The following is a 17,688-nucleotide window of genomic DNA, read 5'->3' as shown; positions in this document are numbered from 1 at the left end:
AGATTGGGCAGCAAACGCCAGGTAGCCGCTCGCCCGCAGCGTGGCATCGAAGCGTGGCATCGAAGCGTGCAAACAGCGCGTCCACCGCGCCCGGCCGCTTGATTGCCTCACCGAAGGTCCAGATCGTGTTGGCGTCCGGCACCGGGTCGGCCAGGCCCAGGCCGAGAAAGCGCATGAAGGACAGCCGGTCCTTGATCAGATACTCGCAGCGCTCGTCCGACAGCCCATCAGCAAGGACTCGACGCCGGTCGACCGTGCGTTCGGCAACCTGCCGACGTTGCGTAAGGGTGGCGTCGTCTGCGATCCAGACCTCCGGCAGGAAGCCCGCAGCGTGTAGCTTTGTGAGGATTGCTGCGTCGATCTTGTCCGTCTTGACGCGGGCATAGGCGATCGCGCGGACGAGCCGGGAGTTTGCGACAACGGCACGCCGCACGTGAGGGCGAAGCAGCCGCTCCATGGCTGCGCTGTTGCCGGTCGCCACCAGCACGACGTCGTCCTCGAGGCTCAGCATCCGGGCGAAGTCGATGACCGGACCATAAATATGCGCTCCCGTAGGATGATCGCAGCGGTGCGCTCGAACGATGCAGCTAGATAGTTGCCGATCAGCTTAGCATAGTCGGCTTGCAAAAAAGCCCCAGGCAGAACCCAGGCCATTCGCCCGCCGCACCCAAGAAAAGATACAGCGTGGGCAATAAAATAATCCCACAAGCTCGCTCGGCCTCCAATTCCGTCGATGCACCATCTCCGACTAGAAAGATCGTTTCTCTGTTCTGCTGTCAAAATCTGGTAAGGAATATAAGGTGGGTTAGCTACGATTCCTGAGAAGGCTTCCGGCCAGGAACCGCCTGGCACGACAGCGAGAAAGTCAGACTGCACGAAACGCATCAAATCGATGGGCGCGCCAAGCGTGTTAGCGAGATATTCGAAGGCGACCGGATCGATATCGCAGCCGAAAATCTGCGGCCTTGGGTCGGAACGCCCTAACTCGACAAGGCGGTTGCGCGCGGCCTGGAGGAAGCCGCAGCTCCGAAACTGGGTTCAAGGATGGTGTCCGATGGTGAGCGGATAACCCAGTCGGTTAGTATCTGGCTGAGACGTTCCGGCGTATAGAAGGCACCGAGCTTGCAGCGGTCTTCAAGAAGGCGGTCATCCTTGATGGTTGGAGCTACGCTCAAACGAAGTCCTTAGACTGTGGTTACGATAGGCAGATTGCTTGGCCCGGCCCCATGAATCGGCCCACCCCAATCTAGCGGCATTCGGGCCCCGGTGTGAATTTCCATACTCCCGTGCAGAGCGATGAAGGCGATCACTCATTATCGTTATAGCAGGCCGTCGACGCGCTGAAATCGCGGGCTACGAAGCGTGCCTCGCTCCTGCTCGGCAGCAAGGCGCTCAAGACCTATGCAAGTTGCGCTCATACAGGAGGGGCCGGTCTACTCATCGCCGGATGGTAATTTGGGGCGATGAAAGTGTCGGTGCGGGTCCGGGACACCATGGAGACGGAGCCACGGAGCGAGACGGGTGCTGCGGGGGCCGTGGAAGAGGCCGTGAGCCTCCTATCCTGGGTGGGCCAGACTCAAACGGACGGCTGGGCCCTAGCTGGGAGGACCATCGGCCGGGCGATACGTCTCCATCGCCAGCCGCACCCGATCGGCGATGAAATCGGCGAAGGGGCCGACGTCTCCCTCGATGCTCGCGGCATCCAGCCCCCGCAGATAGTCGTCGCGGTCTTCGAGGCGGATGACCGTCCAAGGGTAACCGCCCGACGCCAACATGGCATTCATCAGCAGGCGCGCCGTCCGTCCATTGCCGTCGGGGAAGGGGTGGATGTAGCCGAACAGCCAATGGCCAAGGACGGCCCGCACGCTCGCTTCGGGCTCATTCGAGAGCAGGTCCAGAAGCTCGGACATGGCCTCGGGGAGCAGATCCTTCTGCGGGGGCACGTAACGGGAGGTCTTCAGGTAGATGAAGTGATCCCGGTAGCCGATGGTGCTCTTTCTCGTCAGCACACCCGCATCGACCAGGGGCTCGAACAGATCCTGATACCACTCGAGGTGGGCGCGGCGCATGGCCTCGCCGGGAGATCCCCCTTCAAGGATTCCGCTAATCACGCCCTTGGCCCGCTCGAAGGCGAGGTAGTAGCCGCGTGCCGCCATGGCGTTGCGCTGGTCACGGTCACCGGTGTGCTCATCGGGCCTCCACTCACCCGAGCGAACCCGCTCGATCAGGCCAGGCGTAACCCGATATCCCTCGATGCTGAGGGAGTGGTAGGCGTCGAATTTGTAGATGTCCTCCACCGATCGCAGGTAGGCATCGTGGTCCTCCGGAAGCCCCGGAGCCTGCGGAAATGCGTCAATGACCCTCTGACGGCTGGTCTCCCACAACGTGCGGATCCGGCCGACAATGGGCGCGACGTATCCCCGCAGCGGACCGGATCTCGGCGGCGTCACGAAGGGGTCGGTCTCGCGATAGTCGTAAGCGGCGCGGCGGAAGGTCATCTCGATTTGATCCGCGAGATCCCCGCGACCGACATGGCGAAGCGCCCCCGCCAAGCGGCCCGCCACCGTCGAGTGATCGCCATCGAGAAGGACGGCCAGCAAATCCGAGGCGCCATTCAGGCTCTTGAGGGCGACCTCCGCGTCGACAGGTGCCTGGCCGTAGAAGCCTTCTGGAACCCTGGCGAGGGCAGCTGGCAGGGTGAAGAGGCGCAAGCCGTTCTTCACCTCGAGTAGCGATGCTGGAACGGCCGTGCGCTCCCGGCTGTCGAAGAGCGAGGTCTCGAAAGGGAGCTTCAAGCGGTTGTTGCCGCCCTTGGTGGAGAAGACCACCACCTGCCGGGGTATGGTGGAATTCTCCGCGTGCAGCTGCAGCGACTGTTCCGGCGACAGGTGCCAGTCATCTGCGAACCGATCCTCGCAATAGGCGGCACAGAACTGCCAGAATGAGGCGTGCCATGGCGTGGAATCACCGGGTGCTGCATGCGGATCCGAGGACATCACCCAGCCGCGGGTGATGGATTGCAGAAACCCCAGCTTCGTCAGGAGGGTCCGCTTGCCGACGTCGAACTCGGACGAGCGGAAGACGCGCTGGTTCCTTCCTTGCAAGACCGAAAGGCCCTGCAGAGCTTGGGCCAGACGCTCCGCTTGTTCGGTGCCACGCTGCAGACCTTCAGAACCGCTCATCGCCATCCTCGCCTAACTTCGAATCCGTATGACTGCACGTCCAAGGAGCCGAGCCGTTGCAAGTTTATAGAGGAGGGCGACTGCACGTGCAAAGGCTCGGGTGTTTGCAAGTGTGAGGGGGTGGGTGAGTGCAAGTTTGAAAAGTGCAGCCGCGCCATCAAAGCCCCCCGCTTCGTTTCATCCAAACCGGGGAGCTCGCGAGCGAATGGATCAATCGTTTGATTTGATTTAATATTTTATTGACGCCCCATAGAGGCGGGCACGGCGCCCTGAAGACATCGCACCGAAGCGCTGCACGTTTAAGAGCTTGGCACTCACTCTTTTTTCAGTGTCGCGGCCGTCCGATAGACGGCAAATTGCCCTCGGCGTCCGATCGATCGCAAGTCTGAAGACGCTCCCGGAGGTCTCTTGCTGCACGTCCCAAGCCGCGGCAACGCCAAGTCCAACGTCGAAATTGATGTCTCCGCAGGTCGATTCAGGGGCCGAATCCCCGGAGGAGTGAATTAGCAGTTTTCGGCCGGAAGATTTTTGAAACCCGAGGAAATTCAACGGTTACAGCGTGAAACTAAAGTCTCGCAGCCTGTGTAATCTCGTCGCCATGTTCTGGAACAATGAGAACTCCGCCAGACCCGTGGCCTGATGCGGATGGTCAGCCGCATCGTGCGGGACGTCTAGGTCGTGTGGACAGTTATCGTAGCCACAGGATGGTAGCAGCGAGAGTGACGACGCTGAGGTAGTTCCTCGCGGTTTTCTCGTAGCGAGTGGCGACACGGCGGAACTGCTTAAGCTTGGAGAAGCAGCATTCGACCAGATGGCGCTGGGCGTAGCGGTGCTTGTCGAGCGGGTATTTGCGGGCACGCGACGGGTTGTTCGGGATGACGGCGATGGCGCCTTTGTCCGCGATCGCCTCGCGCAGCGGGTCGGCGTCGTAGGCGGCATCGGCCATGACGACATCCGCGGGAAGGCCCTCGATCAGAGCGTAGGCCTGCGGGCAATCGCCGCGTTGCCCGCCGGTCAAGGCGAATCGAACAGGGACGCCCAGGCCTCGGACGGCCAGGTGGATCTTGGTGCTCAGGCCGCCGCGGGAGCGGCCAAGGGCCTGATCTTCAACCCCCCCTTTGGGGCGCCGGCGGCGTGCTGGTGGGCGCGGATGATGGTGCTGTCGATGATCAGATATTCGAAGTCAGGATCGTCCGACATCGCTTCGAAGATGCGCCGCCACACGCCTTTGTCGCTCCAGCGGCTGAACCGGCGAAACACGCTGTTCCACTCGCCGAAGACGTAGGGCAGGTCGCGCCAGGGCGAACCCGTTCGCACGATCCACAGCACGCCCTCGACGAACATGCGGTTGTCGCGGCCGGGTTGAGCCCTTCTGGTCGGGCCGACCGATGATCAGCGGCGCCATCCGCTCCCACGCCGCGTCGCTCAACACCAGACGATCCAGAACGCCCAAGGCCGCCTCCCCAAAGGCAGCCTTGAATCACCCAACCAACGTTTCGGGAATCCCTAGAGTCCACACGACCTAAGGCATGAGGGTAGAATCGGCCTACCCTCAAGGTTCGGAGATTATCTGCGCTCCGGAGAGCGGAATGCCCCCTTGGTCCGCGAGCGAACCATCAAGGTGTCTTCCTGACCGCGGCCACACTTGGACCCCAGCGCAGAGCCGACCGATAAGAGAATGTTTTTTCGGGGAAAGAGCTGGAGGTCCAAAGGGATTCGAACCCTTGACCCCAACCCGGGGCGGTCGGCAATTTAGCCCAGCTGTGTTCGCCATAAGCCGAACCCTGTCCGCGATTTGGACCTGCGATCTGATCGGTGGCACGAACTGGACTCGCGCTTTCTGGAGGCGAAGCAATGGGGCTGTCCCGTCCGCTTACTGGCGGTATAAGAAAGACCACCCCCTCGATCTTCTCATACCGTCGCCGGCACCCGCGCCTCGGCCAGGGCCGCCGCCTGGCGTTCGGCCAGCTCCTGCTCGTTGAAGTCGTCCACGAGCTCGTGGAACAGCCGGTGCCAGTTCAGCCGGGCATCGAGGCGCATGAACACGCTGCCGAGGCCGATCGCCGAGCGGTCCATCAGCGGGAACTCGCGCGGAATCCGCACCCCGCCGGTCCGCTTGAGGCCCTGGTGGACCTCCTCGGCGATCTTGCGGCCGAACATCGGGTCTTCCGTCTCGGTGATCGGCCGCACGCGGTCCTGCATCAGCGGCTCGTAGAGGAAGGTCGCCCACTTCTTCAGGACCTGCATCGTGTCGTTGGACAGGTTGCGGAAGCCCCAGATGCGGAAGCCCTCGGCCGCCTTCTCGTCGTCGCCGTCGCGCACCGCCTCATAGAGCGTCAGCACACCGGTGATGAAGCTCGGCGGGAAGATGCGGACCGTGCCGAAATCGAGCAGGTTGATGCCCTGGTCCCAGGGCCGCACCTGGTAATTGCCCAGATGCGGGTCGCCATGGATCACGCCGTAGCGGTAGAGCGGCACATACCAGGCGGCGAAGAGCGCGCGGGCATAGGCGTTCTTCTCCTCCGGGCTCGGATCCTCGGAGATGCGCTGGAGGATGGATTCGCCCGGCAGCCAGGTCATGGTCAGCAGCCGGCGCGTGGTCAGCTCCTCGACCGGCGTGGGCACGCTCACATTCGGCGTGTCGGCGAGCATGAGGGCGTAGAGGCGCTGATGCGCGGCCTCGCGCTCGTAATCCAGCTCCTCGCGAAGGCGGTCCTTCAGCTCGACGAAGGCCTCCTCATTGTCCAGCGCGCTGTCCATGCGGCGGTAGAGGCTGAGCGCGAGCTTGAGCTGCTTGAGGTCCGCCTCCACCGCGGAGGGCATGTCCGGATATTGCAGCTTGCAGGCGACCTCGCGGCCGTCATGCAGCGTGGCGCGATGCACCTGGCCAAGGCTGGCGGCGGCGGCGGCTTCCAGCCCGAAGGTCGCGAAGCGCGACTGCCATTGCGGGCCGAGCTCGGTCTGCATGCGGCGGCGCACGAAGGCCGGGCCCATGGCCGGCGCATTCGCCTGCAGCGTGGCCAGCTCGCGCGCATATTCCTCGGGCAGGGCGTCGGGCACGGTGGCGAGGAACTGCGCCACCTTCATCATCGGGCCCTTGAGCCCGCCGAGGATGGCTTTCAGATCCTCCGCATGCGCGCCCTTGTCGGTCTTGAGGCCGAGGAAGCGCTGGCCGGCGACGCGTGCCGCGATGCCCGTGACCGCGCCGGAGGTGCGGACCATGCGCCGCACCTCGCCGAAGAAATTGCCTTCGCGTTCGGTCAAGGAGAGGCTTCCAGTTCGTCGATAAAGCCGGAGATCACGTCGAGGCCCTTCTTCCAGAAGTCCGGATCGGAAGCGTCCAGGCCGAAGGGCGCCAGAAGCTCCTTGTGGCGCAGCGTGCCGCCGGCCTTGAGCATCTCGATATACTTGCCCTCGAAGCCCGGCACCGAGCCGTCGCGGAAGACGCCGTAGAGCGCATTCACCAGGCAATCCCCGAAGGCATAGGCGTAGACGTAGAAGGGCGTGTGCACGAAGTGCGGGATATAGGCCCAGTAGGAGGCGTAGTCCGGCGTGAACTCGAAGATCGGCCCCAGGCTCTCGGTCTGGATGGACATCCAGATCTCGCCCAGCCGCTCGGGCGAGATCTCGCCGTTGCGACGCTCGTCATGGACCTTCGTCTCGAACTTGTAGAAGGCGATCTGGCGGACGACCGTGTTCAGCATGTCCTCCACCTTGCCGGCCAGCAGCAGGCGGCGCTTCGCCGGATCGGTCTCGGCATCGAGCAGCGCGCGGAAGGTCAGCATCTCCCCGAAGACGCTGGCGGTTTCGGCGAGCGTCAGCGGCGTGGACGAGCGGAAATAGCCCTGCGCGGCGGCGAGGCGCTGATGCACGCCGTGGCCGAGCTCATGGGCCAGCGTCATCACGTCGCGCGCCTTGCCGTGATAGTTCAGCAGCAGATAGGGATGCGCCGAGGGCACGGTCGGATGGGCGAAGGCGCCGCTCGACTTGCCGGGGCGCAGCGCGGCGTCGATCCAGGCCTTTTCGAAGAAGGGCGCGGCCAGCTTCTCCATCTCGGGGCTGAAGCCGGCATAGGCGCTGCGCACGCGGCTGACGGCATCCGGCCAGGCGATCTTGCTGTCGTCGTCGCGCGGGAGCGGCGCATTGCGGTCCCAGTGCTGCAGCTTCGGCAGGCCGAGCCACTTGGCCTTCATCGTGTAGTAGCGATGCGAAAGGCGGGGGAAGCTGTCGGTCACGGCCGTCACCAGCGCGTCCACCACCTCGTCCTCGACCATATTGGCGAGGTTGCGCGAGGAGCCGGGGCGCGCGTGGTTGCGCCATTTGTCCATCACCTCCTTGTCCTTCACCAGCGTGTTGGTGATGAGGCTGAAGAGGCGGATGCGACTGCCGAAGGCCTCGGAGACGCCCTTGGCCGCCGCTTCGCGCACGGCGCGATCAGTGTCGGACAGCTTGTTCAGCGCGGCGGAGACGGAAAGCTCCTCGCCGGAGACGGTGACCGTCATGGTCGCCAGCGTCTCGTCGAAGAGGCGGTTCCAGGCGGCGCGGCCCGTCACCTCCTTCTCGTGCAGCAGCCGTTCCATCTCGTCGGAAAGCTGGTGCGGCAGCCAGACGCGCAGATCGGCGAGCCAGGAGCGCCAGGTGGCCAGCTTCGGGCTGGAGGCCAGCTTCGCTTCGAGAACCGCTTCCTCGACGTGGTTCAGCTCCAGCGAGAAGAAGACGAGGTGCGAGGAGATCTCCGTCACCCGCTCCTGCATCGTCTGATAGAAGCGACCATTGCCGCCGCTGAGCGAGTCGCCGGCAAAAATCAGCGAGGCGAAACTCATGGCCCGGCCCAGCAATTCCTCGATCCGCTCGCAGGCCTCGATGGCCCCGGCCAGCTCGTCGCCCGACAGGCCGGCGAGTTTCGTTGCGTATTTCGCCTGGAAGGCGCGGGCCTCGGCATCGGCGCGATCCAGGTCGGATTTCAGTGCGGGGTCATCCTCGCCCTTATACAGATCGGAGAGGTCCCAGGACGGGAGAGCCGCCTCGCCGGTGCTGGCATCAAGGGGAGAGCGCAGCATTTCGGGCGCGCGGCCTGGGATCATTCGCATTTCTCACATATATGCCCCCTGACGGCGTGGCCAAGCGGGAAGTCCAGGAATGACCACAGGAATCGAGGAGGCCAAGAGCCTCCCCGCCTTGCTCTTCACTCTGGCCGTCGAGGCGCCGGACCTGCCGATGATCGGCTATTGGCGCGACAAGGGCTGGCACAAGCTGAGTCGCGGCGCCTTCGCGCAGTCCGTGGCCAATGCCGCCGCGGGGCTGCGGCGACTCGGCGTGATGCCCGGGGACCGCGTTCTGCTGGTCAGCGAGAATCGCCCGGAATTCCTGATTGCCGATACCGCCGTGATGTCCATCGGCGCCGTCTCGGTGCCGACCTACACGACCAATACCGAGGCCGACCACGCCCATATCCTGCGCGATTCCGGCGCGCGCGCCGTCGTGTCCTCCACCGCGGCGCTGGCGGACCGCATCCGCTCGGCCGCCGGCCAGGTGGCGGGGCTCGACGTGCTGATCTGCATGGAGCCGGCCGAGGGCACTACCCCCTGGTCCGCGCTGGAGGCGCCGGCCGACCTCCCTGCCCTCATCGCCGAGGTCGAGCAGATCCCCGACGGGCGGCTGGCCTGCCTGATCTACACCTCCGGCACGGGCGGCGCGCCCAAGGGCGTGATGCTGCCGCACCGCTCCATGCTCGCCAATTGCGCGGCCGTGCGGAAGATCATCCGTCGGCTGCACATCCGGGAGCAGGGCCGCTACCTCTCCTTCCTGCCGCTGTCGCATGCCTATGAGCACACGGTGGGCGGCTATCTCATGCCCTCCGCTGGGGTGGAGCTCGTCTTCTCGCGCGGGGCGGACAAGCTGCTGGCCGATTTCGCCGAGCACCAGCCGCACCTCATCACCACCGTGCCCCGCCTCTTCGAGGTGATCCGCGAGCGGGTCTCCGCCCAGGTCGCCAAGGAGGGCGGCGGCAAGCAGAAGCTCTTCGACAAAGCGCTGGCGCTCGGGCTGAAGCGGCTCGACGGCCGCCTGAACCCGATCGAATGGGTGATGGACAAGGTGCTGGACCGCCTGGTGCGCGAGAAGGTCCGCGCGCGCTTCGGCGGGCGCATCAAGGCCCTGGTCTCGGGCGGGGCGCGACTGGATCCCGATCTCTCGGGCTTCTTCCTGGGCCTCGGCGTCACGGTGCTGCAGGGCTATGGCCAGACCGAGGCCGGCCCCGTCGTCAGCGTGAACCTGCCCTGGGACAACGACCGCCGCAGCGTGGGCCGCCCCCTGCACGGCGTGGCGGTGAAGATCGCCACCGACGGCGAGCTGCTGGTCCGCGGCGACCTCGTGATGGACGGCTACTGGAACAATCCCGAGGCCACCGCCCGCTCCATCGCCGTCACGTCCGATGACGGCCTGGCCTGGCTGCACACGGGCGACGTGGCGGAGCTGCGCGAGGGGCGCATCCACATCACCGACCGCAAGCGAGACTTCCTCAAGCTCAAGGGCGGCGACATGGTGGCCCCCTCCAAGATCGAGAGCCTGCTGGCCGCCGAGCCCGAGGTCGCGCAGGTCGTCGCGGCGGGCGAGGGCATGGCGGGGGTTGGTGGCGCTCATCGTGGCGGCCGAGGGGCGCGAGGCGCAAATCGGCGACGCGGTGAAGCGCGTGAACGCCCGGCTCTCGCCCATCGAGCGCATCCGCCGCTTCAAGGCCCTGCCCGATCCCTTCACCGTCGAGAACGGGCTGATGACGCCGACCATGAAGGTGAAGCGCCGTCAGGTGATCGAGCGATACGCGACCGAAATCGACGAGCTGGCCTGACATCCTGGAAGCCTTTCGGCAACTTCGCGCCGGGTGTTTCGTTGCAGTCCTGACAATGCCGATGCAGAGGAACGCGAAATGACAGGCTACAAGCCCCTGATGGCGGCGGCACTGGCCGGCGTCATGGCCCTGTCCGCCGGGCCGGCCCTGGCGCAGCGCCACGACCGCGGCTGGCATGGCGGTCCGCCGCCCGGACGCGGATATGATCGCGGTCCGCCGCGCGGATACGATCGCGGTTATGACCGGGGCTACCATCGCCGGGACAACACCGGCGCGATTATCGGCGGCGCCTTGCTGGGCCTGGGTGTCCTCGGCGGCGCGCTGGCGCTGCAGCAGCAGCAGGTCGCCCCGCCTCCCGCCTATTACGCGCCTCAGCCGGGCTATGACGCGCCGCCCGGCTATGCCGCCCCTCCTGGCTATTACGGCTACAAGTGAGGAATGCACCCATGAAGATCTTCCCGATCAGCCGCGCGGCAACCTTCGCACTCGCCCTTGGCTTGCCCTTCGCGGCGCAGGCCCAGGCTCCGGCGCAATCCCCGGAGCCGCGGGCGGCCTCCGCCCAGACGCCGCCCGCGGCGGCCAACCCCGCGCGCCGCTCCCAGCATCTGACGCAGGAGCAGATGATGCAGCGGGTGGAGACGCATCTGGCGAGCCTGCGCACGCAGCTCGGCATCACCCCCGCGCAGGATGCGCAGTGGCAGGAATTCGCCAAGGTCACGCGCGACAACGCCGTGGCGATGCGCCAGCGCTACACCCAGCGCGGCACCTTGCTCGCGCAGATGAGTGCGGCCGACAACATGATGGATTTCGCGCAGATCTCGCAGCAGAACGCCCAGGAGCGGATGAAGCTCGCGACGGCCTTCCGCGGCCTCTATGACGTCATGTCGACGGAGCAGAAGCAGCGTGCGGACCAGGCCTTCCGCACCCAGCATCAGCCGGGCCAACGCCCGCACCGCCGTCCGTAACGGCGGTCAGGACTCGCGGATCAGCGCTCCGTCGAGGAAGATGTCCACCGCGATGGCGACGCGGTGGGCGATCTCGGCCTGATCCAGCGCCGAGCGCTGTCCCAGCAGCATCCACATATGCGGCTCGCCGATGGTGAGCCCGAACAGCATCCCCGCCGCCATCGGGGACGTCTTCCAACCGAAGGCGCCCTGACGCGACATGGATGGCCAGGAACTGCTCCACCGCATCCTCGCCGTGAGTCTTCGTGGCGCGCCAGAACGCCTCGGTCACCCCCGGCACACGCTTCACTTCCGAGATGATGAGCCGGCAGAACGAGACATTTCTTTCCGTCAGGAGATAGCCCGCCACGCGCTGCAACAGCGCGATCAGGCCCTGACGGAGCTCGCCCTCCGTCTCTTCCGGCATCGCCACCAGCAACGGCGCCATCTGGTCGTCCATGACTGCCTCGAAGAGCGCCTCCTTCGAGGCGAAGAGCCGATAGAGCGTTTCTTCGACATGCCCGCGCCACGGGCGACGTCATCCATGTTCGCCGCGGCATAGCCCTGTTCAGGAAGACGTTCTCCGCCGCGCGGATCAGCGCCTGGCGACGCTGCGGCTCGGGCAGGCGCGGGCGGCCGCCCACCGGCACCAGCTCTCTGCATGGCCCAATTCGCTCACTTTCCCGCCCCCGACGCCGCATCACTTTCCCCGTCGCGCAGGCTTTGCCATCAGGATTGGCCCCGCACGCGGGTCGTCTCCGACCAGCCGCCGCCCAGCGCCTTGTAGAGCGTGACCAGCGTCTGCAGCCGCTGCACCCGCAGCGAGATCAGCTCCTGCTGCGCGGTGAAGAGCTGCCGCTGCGAGTCCAGCGGCGCCTGATAGGTGTCGAGCCCGCTGCGGAAGCGCAGCAGCGACAGGCGGAAGGCGTCGGCATAGGCCGCGACAAGCGCGGTCTGCGCTGCGATCTGCTGGTCATAGGTGCCACGCGCCGCCAGACGTCCGCCACCTCGCGGAAGGCGGTCTGATGGTGCCGCTCATATTCCGCGACCTGGAGCTGCGTCTGCACCTTGGCAACATCGAGGCTGCCCTGCAGTACGCCGAAGGAGAAGATCGGCACGTTGATCTGCGGGGCGAAGCTCCAGCTCGCCGTCCCCCTCCGCGAAGAGCCGGCTGAAGCTCGTGCTCGCCGTGCCCCCATTGCCCGTCAGCGTGAGGGAGGGAAGAAGGCGGCCCGCGCCGCGCCGACATTGGCATTGGCCGGCGAGCAGGTTGTGCTCGGCCGCCAGCACGTCCGGACGCGCGATCAGCACGGCGAATCCATCCCCGCCGGAACCTCGGCCACGACATAGCCGTCGATGGGCGCGGAAGGCAGCAGGTTGGCGGAACCGTCGTTCCGGCCAGCAGGTTCAGCGCATTCGTATCCTGCGCCTGCTGGCGCGTGTATTGCGCGAGGCTCGCCCGCGCCGTCCTCCACCGCGGTCTGCGCCTGGCGCAGCGCCAGGGCCGTGGCGTTGCCGCCGTCGAAGCCGGCCTGGGTGAGCCGCAGCGCGTCCTGCTGGTTGGCCAGGGTCTGCTCGGTCAGGGCCAGAAGTTCACGGTCGCCGAGCAAGGCGAGCCAGGCATTGGCCACCTGCGCGATGAGGCTGATCTGCGAGGCGCCCGCGGTCTCGTCATAACCGAGATATTGCTGAAGGCCTGCTGGCTCAGGCTGCGCACCGGCCGAAGAGATCGACCTCTAGGAGGTGAAGCCGATGCCGCCGGACCAGACCGGCTGGTGATGCGCCGCCGCCGCCGAAGCTCGAGGGAATGCGCTGGGCGGTGAGCGAGCCGGACGCGCCGACCTGCGGGAAGAGCTCGCCGCGCTGGATACGGTACTCGGCCCTCGGCTTGGGCCACGTTGAGCGCCGCGGTCCGCAGGTCGCGGTTATTGGCGACGCCGCAGCTCCACGACGCGCTGGAGCTGCGGGTCGCGCAGCACCTCGCGCCAGCCGATCGCATCCGCCGCGACGGTGGGATCGGCATTGGCCGCCACCGCCACGGGCGGGCGGCGATAGGCCGGCCCCTCCGGCCAGGCGGTCGGGCACGGGAGGCGCCGGCCGCACGAAGTCGGGGATGAGGCTGCAGCCGGAGAGAAGCACCGCCGCGAGCGGCAGTGCGAGGAAGGAACGGCGCATGGTCACTCTCCCCGGAGCGGGCTGCGGTTGGGCGGCGGCGCTCGGCTTGGCCTCCGTCATGAAGCTTCGACTTCACGCGGAACAGGCGCAGCACCACCAGGAAGAAGACCGGCACGAAGAGCAGCACGAGGATCGTGCCGCTGACCACACCGCCCACCACGCCGATGCCGATGGCATTGCGTCCGCCCGCGCCCGGCGCCCGTGGACAGCGCCAGCGGCAGCACGCCGACGCCGAAGGCCAGCGAGGTCATCAGGATCGGTCGCAACCTCTGCCGGGCCGCGAAGAGCGCGGAATCCAGCAGGTTGCTGCCGCGCTCGAACTCCTCCTTCGCGAATTCCACGATGAGGATGGCGTTCTTCGCGGTGAGGCGACGGTGGTGAGCAGGCCCACCTGGAAATACAGCTCGTTCGCCATCCCGAAGCCCCAGGTGGCGGTGACCGCGCCGAGGACGCCGAGCGGCACGGCCATCATCACCGCCGCCGGAATGGCCCAGCTCTCATAGAGCGCGGCCAGGCAGAGGAAGACAACGAGCAGCGACAGCGCGTAGAGCGGCGCGGCCTGCGAACCCGAGGCGCGCTCCTCGTAGGAGAGACCGCTCCAGTCGACGCCGGTTCCCGGCGGCAATTGCGCCGCCAGACGCTCCATCTCGGCCATGGCCGCGCCGGTGCTGGAGCCCGGCGCCGCATTGCCCTGGATCTGGAAGGAGCCGACGCCGTTGAAGCGCTCCAGCTTCGGCGCGCCGAAGGCCCATTCCGCGCGTGGAGAAGGCGGAGAAGGGCACCATCTGCCCGGACGCATTGCGCACGAACCAGCTCTCGAGATCGTTGGGCAGCATGCGCGAGGAGGCCTCGCCCTGGATGAAGACGCGCTTCACCCGGCCGCGATCGATGAAGTCGCTGACATAGCTGGAGCCCCAGGCCGAGGCGACCGTCGTGTTGATGCTGGCGATCGACAGGCCGAGCGCGCTCGCGCGCTCCCAGTCGATGACGAGGCGGTATTGCGGCTCGTCGTCCAGCCCGTTTGGCCGCACCGCCGACCAGGACGGGGCTTTGCGCAGCGAGACCGAGCAGCTGGTTACGCCGCCGCGAGCAGCCGCGTGTGGCCGAGCCCGCCCGCGATCCAGCAGCTGGGAACTCGAAGCCCGTCGCATTGCCCGAGCTCGGAGATGGCCGGCGGGCGCGAAGGCGAAGATCATCGCATCCTGGTATCCGCCGAAGCGGCGCATCACGCGTCCCGCCAAAGCCTGCACGCTGCCCTGAGCCCCGGGACGATCGCCCCATGGCTTGAGGCTGACGAAGGCCATGCCGGAATTCTGGCCGCGGCCCGCCGAAGCTGAAGCCGGTGATGCCGAAGACCGAGGAGACGACGTCCTTCTCGTCCTCCAGGAGATAGCGCGTGACCTCGTCGACCGCGCGCTGCGTCCGCTCCACCGTGGCTCCCGGCGGGGCCGAAACCTGGATGAAGAGCGTGCCCTGATCCTCGTCGGGGACGAAGGAAGTGGGCAGGCGCAGGAAGATGACAGCCATCCCCGCGACGATCAGCGCATAGATCAGCAGGACGCGCTTGGGCCGCTTCAGCCCATAGCCCACGCCACGCTGATAGCCATGCGCGCCACGGTCGAAATTGCGGTTGAACCAGCCGAAGAAGCCGCGCTTCTCATGGCTCGCCTTGGTGGGCTTCTTGAGGATCGTGGCGCAGAGCGCGGGCGTGAAGATGACGGCCGTCAGCACCGACAGGCCCATGGCCGTGGCGATGGTGATGGAGAACTGCCGGTAGATCACGCCCGTCGAGCCGCCGAAGAAGGCCATCGGCAGGAACACCGCGGAGAGCACCAGCGCGATGCCCACCAGCGCGCCGGTGATCTGCTCCATCGACTTGCGCGTGGCTTCCAGCGGGGAGAGATCCTCCTCCTCCATCAGGCGCTCGACGTTCTCGACGACGACGATGGCGTCGTCCACCAGCAGGCCGATGGCGAGCACCATGCCGAAGAGCGTGAGCGTGTTGATGCTGTAGCCGAGCGCCAGCAGCACCGCGAAGGTGCCCAGCAGCACGACCGGCACGGCGATGGTCGGGATCAGCGTCGCGCGGAAGTTCTGCAGGAAGAGGAACATCACCAGGAAGACGAGGATGACGGCCTCGATCAGCGTCTTCACCACCTCCTCGATGGAGAGCCGCACGAAGGGCGTGGTGTCGTAGGGGAAGACCACGTCCACGCCGGCCGGGAAGGTCGGGCGCAGCCGCTCGATGGTGGCGCGCACGGCCTGCTCGGTGGCGAGCGCATTGGCGCCGCTGGCGAGCTTGATGGCGATGCCGGCCGCGGGATTGCCGTTGTAGAGCGAGCTGATGGCGTAGTTCTCGCCCCCCAGCTCGACGCGGGCGACGTCGCGCAGCAGCACGCGCGAGCCGTCCGGCTGCACCTTCAGCAGGATCGCGCCGAACTGCTCGGGCGTCTGCAGATAGGTGGGGCCGATGATGGTGGCGTTGAGCTGCTGCCCCTGCACCGAAGGCAGCGCGCCGAGCTCACCCGAGGCGACCTGCACGTTCTGCGCCTGGATGGCCGCCGAGACGTCGCCTGGCGTGAGGTTGAAGTTCATCAGCTTCACGGGATCGACCCAGACGCGCATCGCGTATTGCGCGCCGAAGAGCTGATAGTCGCCCACGCCCGGCGTGCGGCTCAGCGGATCCTGCACGGTGGAGGCGATGTAGTCGCCGATGTCGATGTTGCTCAGGCGCCCGTCGGTGGAGACGAAGCCGGCCACCAGCAGGAAGTTGCGCGTCGCCTTGGCGATGCGCAGGCCCTGCTGCTGCACCGCCTGCGGCAGGCGCGGCGTGGCGAGCGCGACCTTGTTCTGCACCTGCACCTGCGCGACGTCGGGATCGGTGCCCTGGGCGAAGCTCAGCGTGATGGAGGCGCTGCCGTCCTTGCCGGTCTCGGAGGTGAAGTAGAGCAGGTTGTCGATGCCGCTGAGCTGCTGCTCGATGATCTGCACGACGGTGCTCTGCACCGTCTCGGCCGAGGCGCCGGGATAGACGACGGAGATGGAGATGGAAGGAGGCGCGATGGAGGGATATTGCGCGACGGGCAGCGAGCGGATCGCCAGCACGCCCATGAGCATCGTCGCGATGGCGAGAACCCAGGCGAAGATCGGGCGATCGATGAAGAAACGGGCCATGATGCGCGCCTAGTTTCCGGCAGCCGGGGCGGCGCCTGACGGGGCCGCGCCGCGTTCGTTCAGCGCCTGCTGCGTCGTCTCGGTGGCGTTCACCTTGCCGCCCGGCCGCGCGCGCTGGAGGCCTTCCACGATCACGCGGTCACCCTCGGCCAGCCCCTCGGTGACGAGCCAGGCCGTGCCGATGGCGCGCTCGGCGTTGATGATGCGCGCGGCGACGGTGCCCTCGGCGTCCACGACCATGGCCGTCGCCTCGCCGCGCGGCGTGCGCGTCACCGCCTGCTGCGGCACCAGCAGCGCACGGTCGGTCACGCCTTCCTCGATGCGGGCGCGCACGAAGAGGCCGGGCATCAGCTGGCCGTTGGGATTGGGGAAGACCGCGCGGATGGTGATGGAGCCGGTGCCCTGATCGACGATGACCTCGGAGAATTGCAGCCGGCCGGCCTGGGGGTATTCGGTGCCGTCCTCCAGCGTCAGATGGACCACCGCCTGGCCATCGGCATCGCGCCGCAGCGTGCCGTTGGCCAGTTCGCGCCGCAGCCGCATCACGCGCGCGGCCGGCTGGGTCACGTCCACATAGATCGGATCGAGCTGGGTGATGGTGACGAGCGCGGCGGCCTGCTGCGCCGTGACGAGGGCGCCCACGGTGACGCTGGAGCGTCCGGTGCGCCCCGCGATCGGCGAGGTGACCTTGGTGTAGTCGAGGTTGATGCGGGCCGTGTCGACGGCGGCGCGGCCTGACGCGACATCCGCCTGGGCCTGGCGCAGCGCGGCCTCCGCGAGGTCGAGATCCTGCTGGCTGACGGCGCGGGCGCGGACCAGCGGGCGGTAACGGTTCACCGTCACCCCGGCCGAGGCCGCGGCGGCCTGGTTGCGCTGCAGGGTCGCCTGGGCGCTGTCCAGCTGAGCCTGATAGGGGGCCGGGTCGATCTGATAGAGCGGCTGGCCGGCCTCGACCTCGGCGCCCTCGGTGAAGAGCCGCTCGCGGATCACGCCGGCGACCTGCGGGCGAACCTCGGCGGTCCGGAAGGCGGCGGTTCGGCCAGGCAGCTCGGTGGTGATGGCGACGGCCTGCTGGCGAAGGGCCACGACCGTGACATTGGGCGGCGGAGGCGCCGCAGCCGGCGTGGCCACCTGGTTCTCGTCGCAGGCCGTCAGCAGCAGCGCACCCAGCGCGAGGGGAAGCAGGCCGGAAGAGCGGCGGACCGAAGAGACGGGCATTGCGGCATTCCAATCGGAAACTTATGAGTTTCGCCGATGGATACCGGCAAGTTTCCATGCCGTCAAGAAGTTTGCCGCACCGCACAAAAAGTCGCGGGGTCAACCACGAAGGCAGTGCGTGGTTGACCCCGTCGGCCGCGCGGAAAGG

Annotated in this window: 13 protein-coding genes and 4 pseudogenes; 3 read left to right on the top strand and 14 right to left on the bottom strand. The window is 66.8% G+C overall.

The genetic code is table 11. From position 1 onward, the window contains the following. Positions 1 to 46: 46 nt before the first annotated feature. The 6 genes and pseudogenes from ACO057_RS21645 to ACO057_RS21620 all read right to left on the bottom strand — a co-directional run. Positions 47 to 223: pseudogene (locus ACO057_RS21645) on the bottom strand (transposase); the annotation flags it as partial. Between the two features lie 281 nt (positions 224 to 504). Further along, positions 505 to 885, bottom strand: a complete 381-nt coding sequence (locus tag ACO057_RS21640) for an Eco57I restriction-modification methylase domain-containing protein (RefSeq protein WP_421995367.1) — start codon at positions 883 to 885, stop codon at positions 505 to 507. 710 nt (positions 886 to 1,595) lie between these two features. Further along, entirely contained in the window at positions 1,596 to 3,182 is a 1,587-nt protein-coding gene (locus ACO057_RS21635) for a Fic family protein (protein ID WP_421995365.1), read from the bottom strand. A gap of 688 nt (positions 3,183 to 3,870) precedes the next feature. Beyond that, a pseudogene (locus ACO057_RS21630) lies at positions 3,871 to 4,635 on the bottom strand (IS5 family transposase). 458 nt (positions 4,636 to 5,093) lie between these two features. Then, complete coding sequence (locus ACO057_RS21625; protein WP_421995574.1) at positions 5,094 to 6,404, bottom strand: ABC1 kinase family protein; 1,311 nt, start codon at positions 6,402 to 6,404, stop codon at positions 5,094 to 5,096. Between the two features lie 38 nt (positions 6,405 to 6,442). Further along, complete coding sequence (locus tag ACO057_RS21620) at positions 6,443 to 8,272, bottom strand: M3 family oligoendopeptidase (RefSeq protein WP_421995363.1); 1,830 nt, start codon at positions 8,270 to 8,272, stop codon at positions 6,443 to 6,445. A gap of 49 nt (positions 8,273 to 8,321) precedes the next feature. Between ACO057_RS21620 and ACO057_RS21615 the strand changes: the two genes are divergently transcribed. Genes ACO057_RS21615 through ACO057_RS21605 form a run of 3 tightly spaced genes read left to right on the top strand, consistent with a single transcriptional unit; the run spans position 8,322 to position 10,994 of the window. Next, entirely contained in the window at positions 8,322 to 10,082 is a 1,761-nt protein-coding gene (locus ACO057_RS21615) for an AMP-dependent synthetase/ligase (RefSeq protein WP_421995361.1), read from the top strand. A gap of 25 nt (positions 10,083 to 10,107) precedes the next feature. Further along, entirely contained in the window at positions 10,108 to 10,464 is a 357-nt protein-coding gene (locus ACO057_RS21610; protein WP_421995359.1) for a hypothetical protein, read from the top strand. Between the two features lie 11 nt (positions 10,465 to 10,475). Beyond that, entirely contained in the window at positions 10,476 to 10,994 is a 519-nt protein-coding gene (locus ACO057_RS21605; protein ID WP_421995357.1) for a Spy/CpxP family protein refolding chaperone, read from the top strand. 6 nt (positions 10,995 to 11,000) lie between these two features. Here ACO057_RS21605 and ACO057_RS21600 read toward each other — a convergent pair whose 3' ends face one another. The 8 genes and pseudogenes from ACO057_RS21600 to ACO057_RS21565 form a co-directional block, all read right to left on the bottom strand. Continuing rightward, positions 11,001 to 11,195: a TetR/AcrR family transcriptional regulator C-terminal domain-containing protein gene (locus ACO057_RS21600; protein ID WP_421995355.1), complete on the bottom strand. Its 195-nt coding sequence runs from the start codon at positions 11,193 to 11,195 to the stop codon at positions 11,001 to 11,003. Between the two features lie 58 nt (positions 11,196 to 11,253). Beyond that, positions 11,254 to 11,400: pseudogene (locus ACO057_RS21595) on the bottom strand (hypothetical protein); the annotation flags it as partial. 302 nt (positions 11,401 to 11,702) lie between these two features. Next, positions 11,703 to 11,969: a TolC family protein gene (locus ACO057_RS21590; RefSeq protein ID WP_421995572.1), complete on the bottom strand. Its 267-nt coding sequence runs from the start codon at positions 11,967 to 11,969 to the stop codon at positions 11,703 to 11,705. 308 nt (positions 11,970 to 12,277) lie between these two features. Further along, complete coding sequence (locus ACO057_RS21585) at positions 12,278 to 12,604, bottom strand: TolC family protein (RefSeq protein ID WP_421995353.1); 327 nt, start codon at positions 12,602 to 12,604, stop codon at positions 12,278 to 12,280. A 600-nt stretch (positions 12,605 to 13,204) separates the two neighbouring features. Continuing rightward, positions 13,205 to 13,489, bottom strand: coding sequence for an efflux RND transporter permease subunit (locus tag ACO057_RS21580; protein ID WP_421995351.1), 285 nt, complete (start codon positions 13,487 to 13,489; stop codon positions 13,205 to 13,207). After that, positions 13,399 to 13,947: an efflux RND transporter permease subunit gene (locus ACO057_RS21575; protein ID WP_421995349.1), complete on the bottom strand. Its 549-nt coding sequence runs from the start codon at positions 13,945 to 13,947 to the stop codon at positions 13,399 to 13,401. Before ACO057_RS21575 ends, ACO057_RS21580 begins: the two co-directional genes overlap by 91 nt. Positions 13,948 to 13,966: 19 nt before the next feature. Then, positions 13,967 to 16,265 (bottom strand): annotated as a pseudogene (locus tag ACO057_RS21570) (efflux RND transporter permease subunit); the annotation flags it as partial. A gap of 66 nt (positions 16,266 to 16,331) precedes the next feature. Next, entirely contained in the window at positions 16,332 to 17,540 is a 1,209-nt protein-coding gene (locus ACO057_RS21565) for an efflux RND transporter periplasmic adaptor subunit (protein ID WP_421995347.1), read from the bottom strand. Positions 17,541 to 17,688: the final 148 nt, after the last annotated feature.

It is taken from the genome of Roseococcus sp., from assembly GCF_965227005.1.
In the GTDB taxonomy this organism is placed as follows: Bacteria; Pseudomonadota; Alphaproteobacteria; order Acetobacterales; family Acetobacteraceae; genus Roseococcus.
The sequence above is the reverse complement of the archived record's forward strand: the minus strand, read 5'-3'. Positions and strand labels throughout refer to the sequence as shown.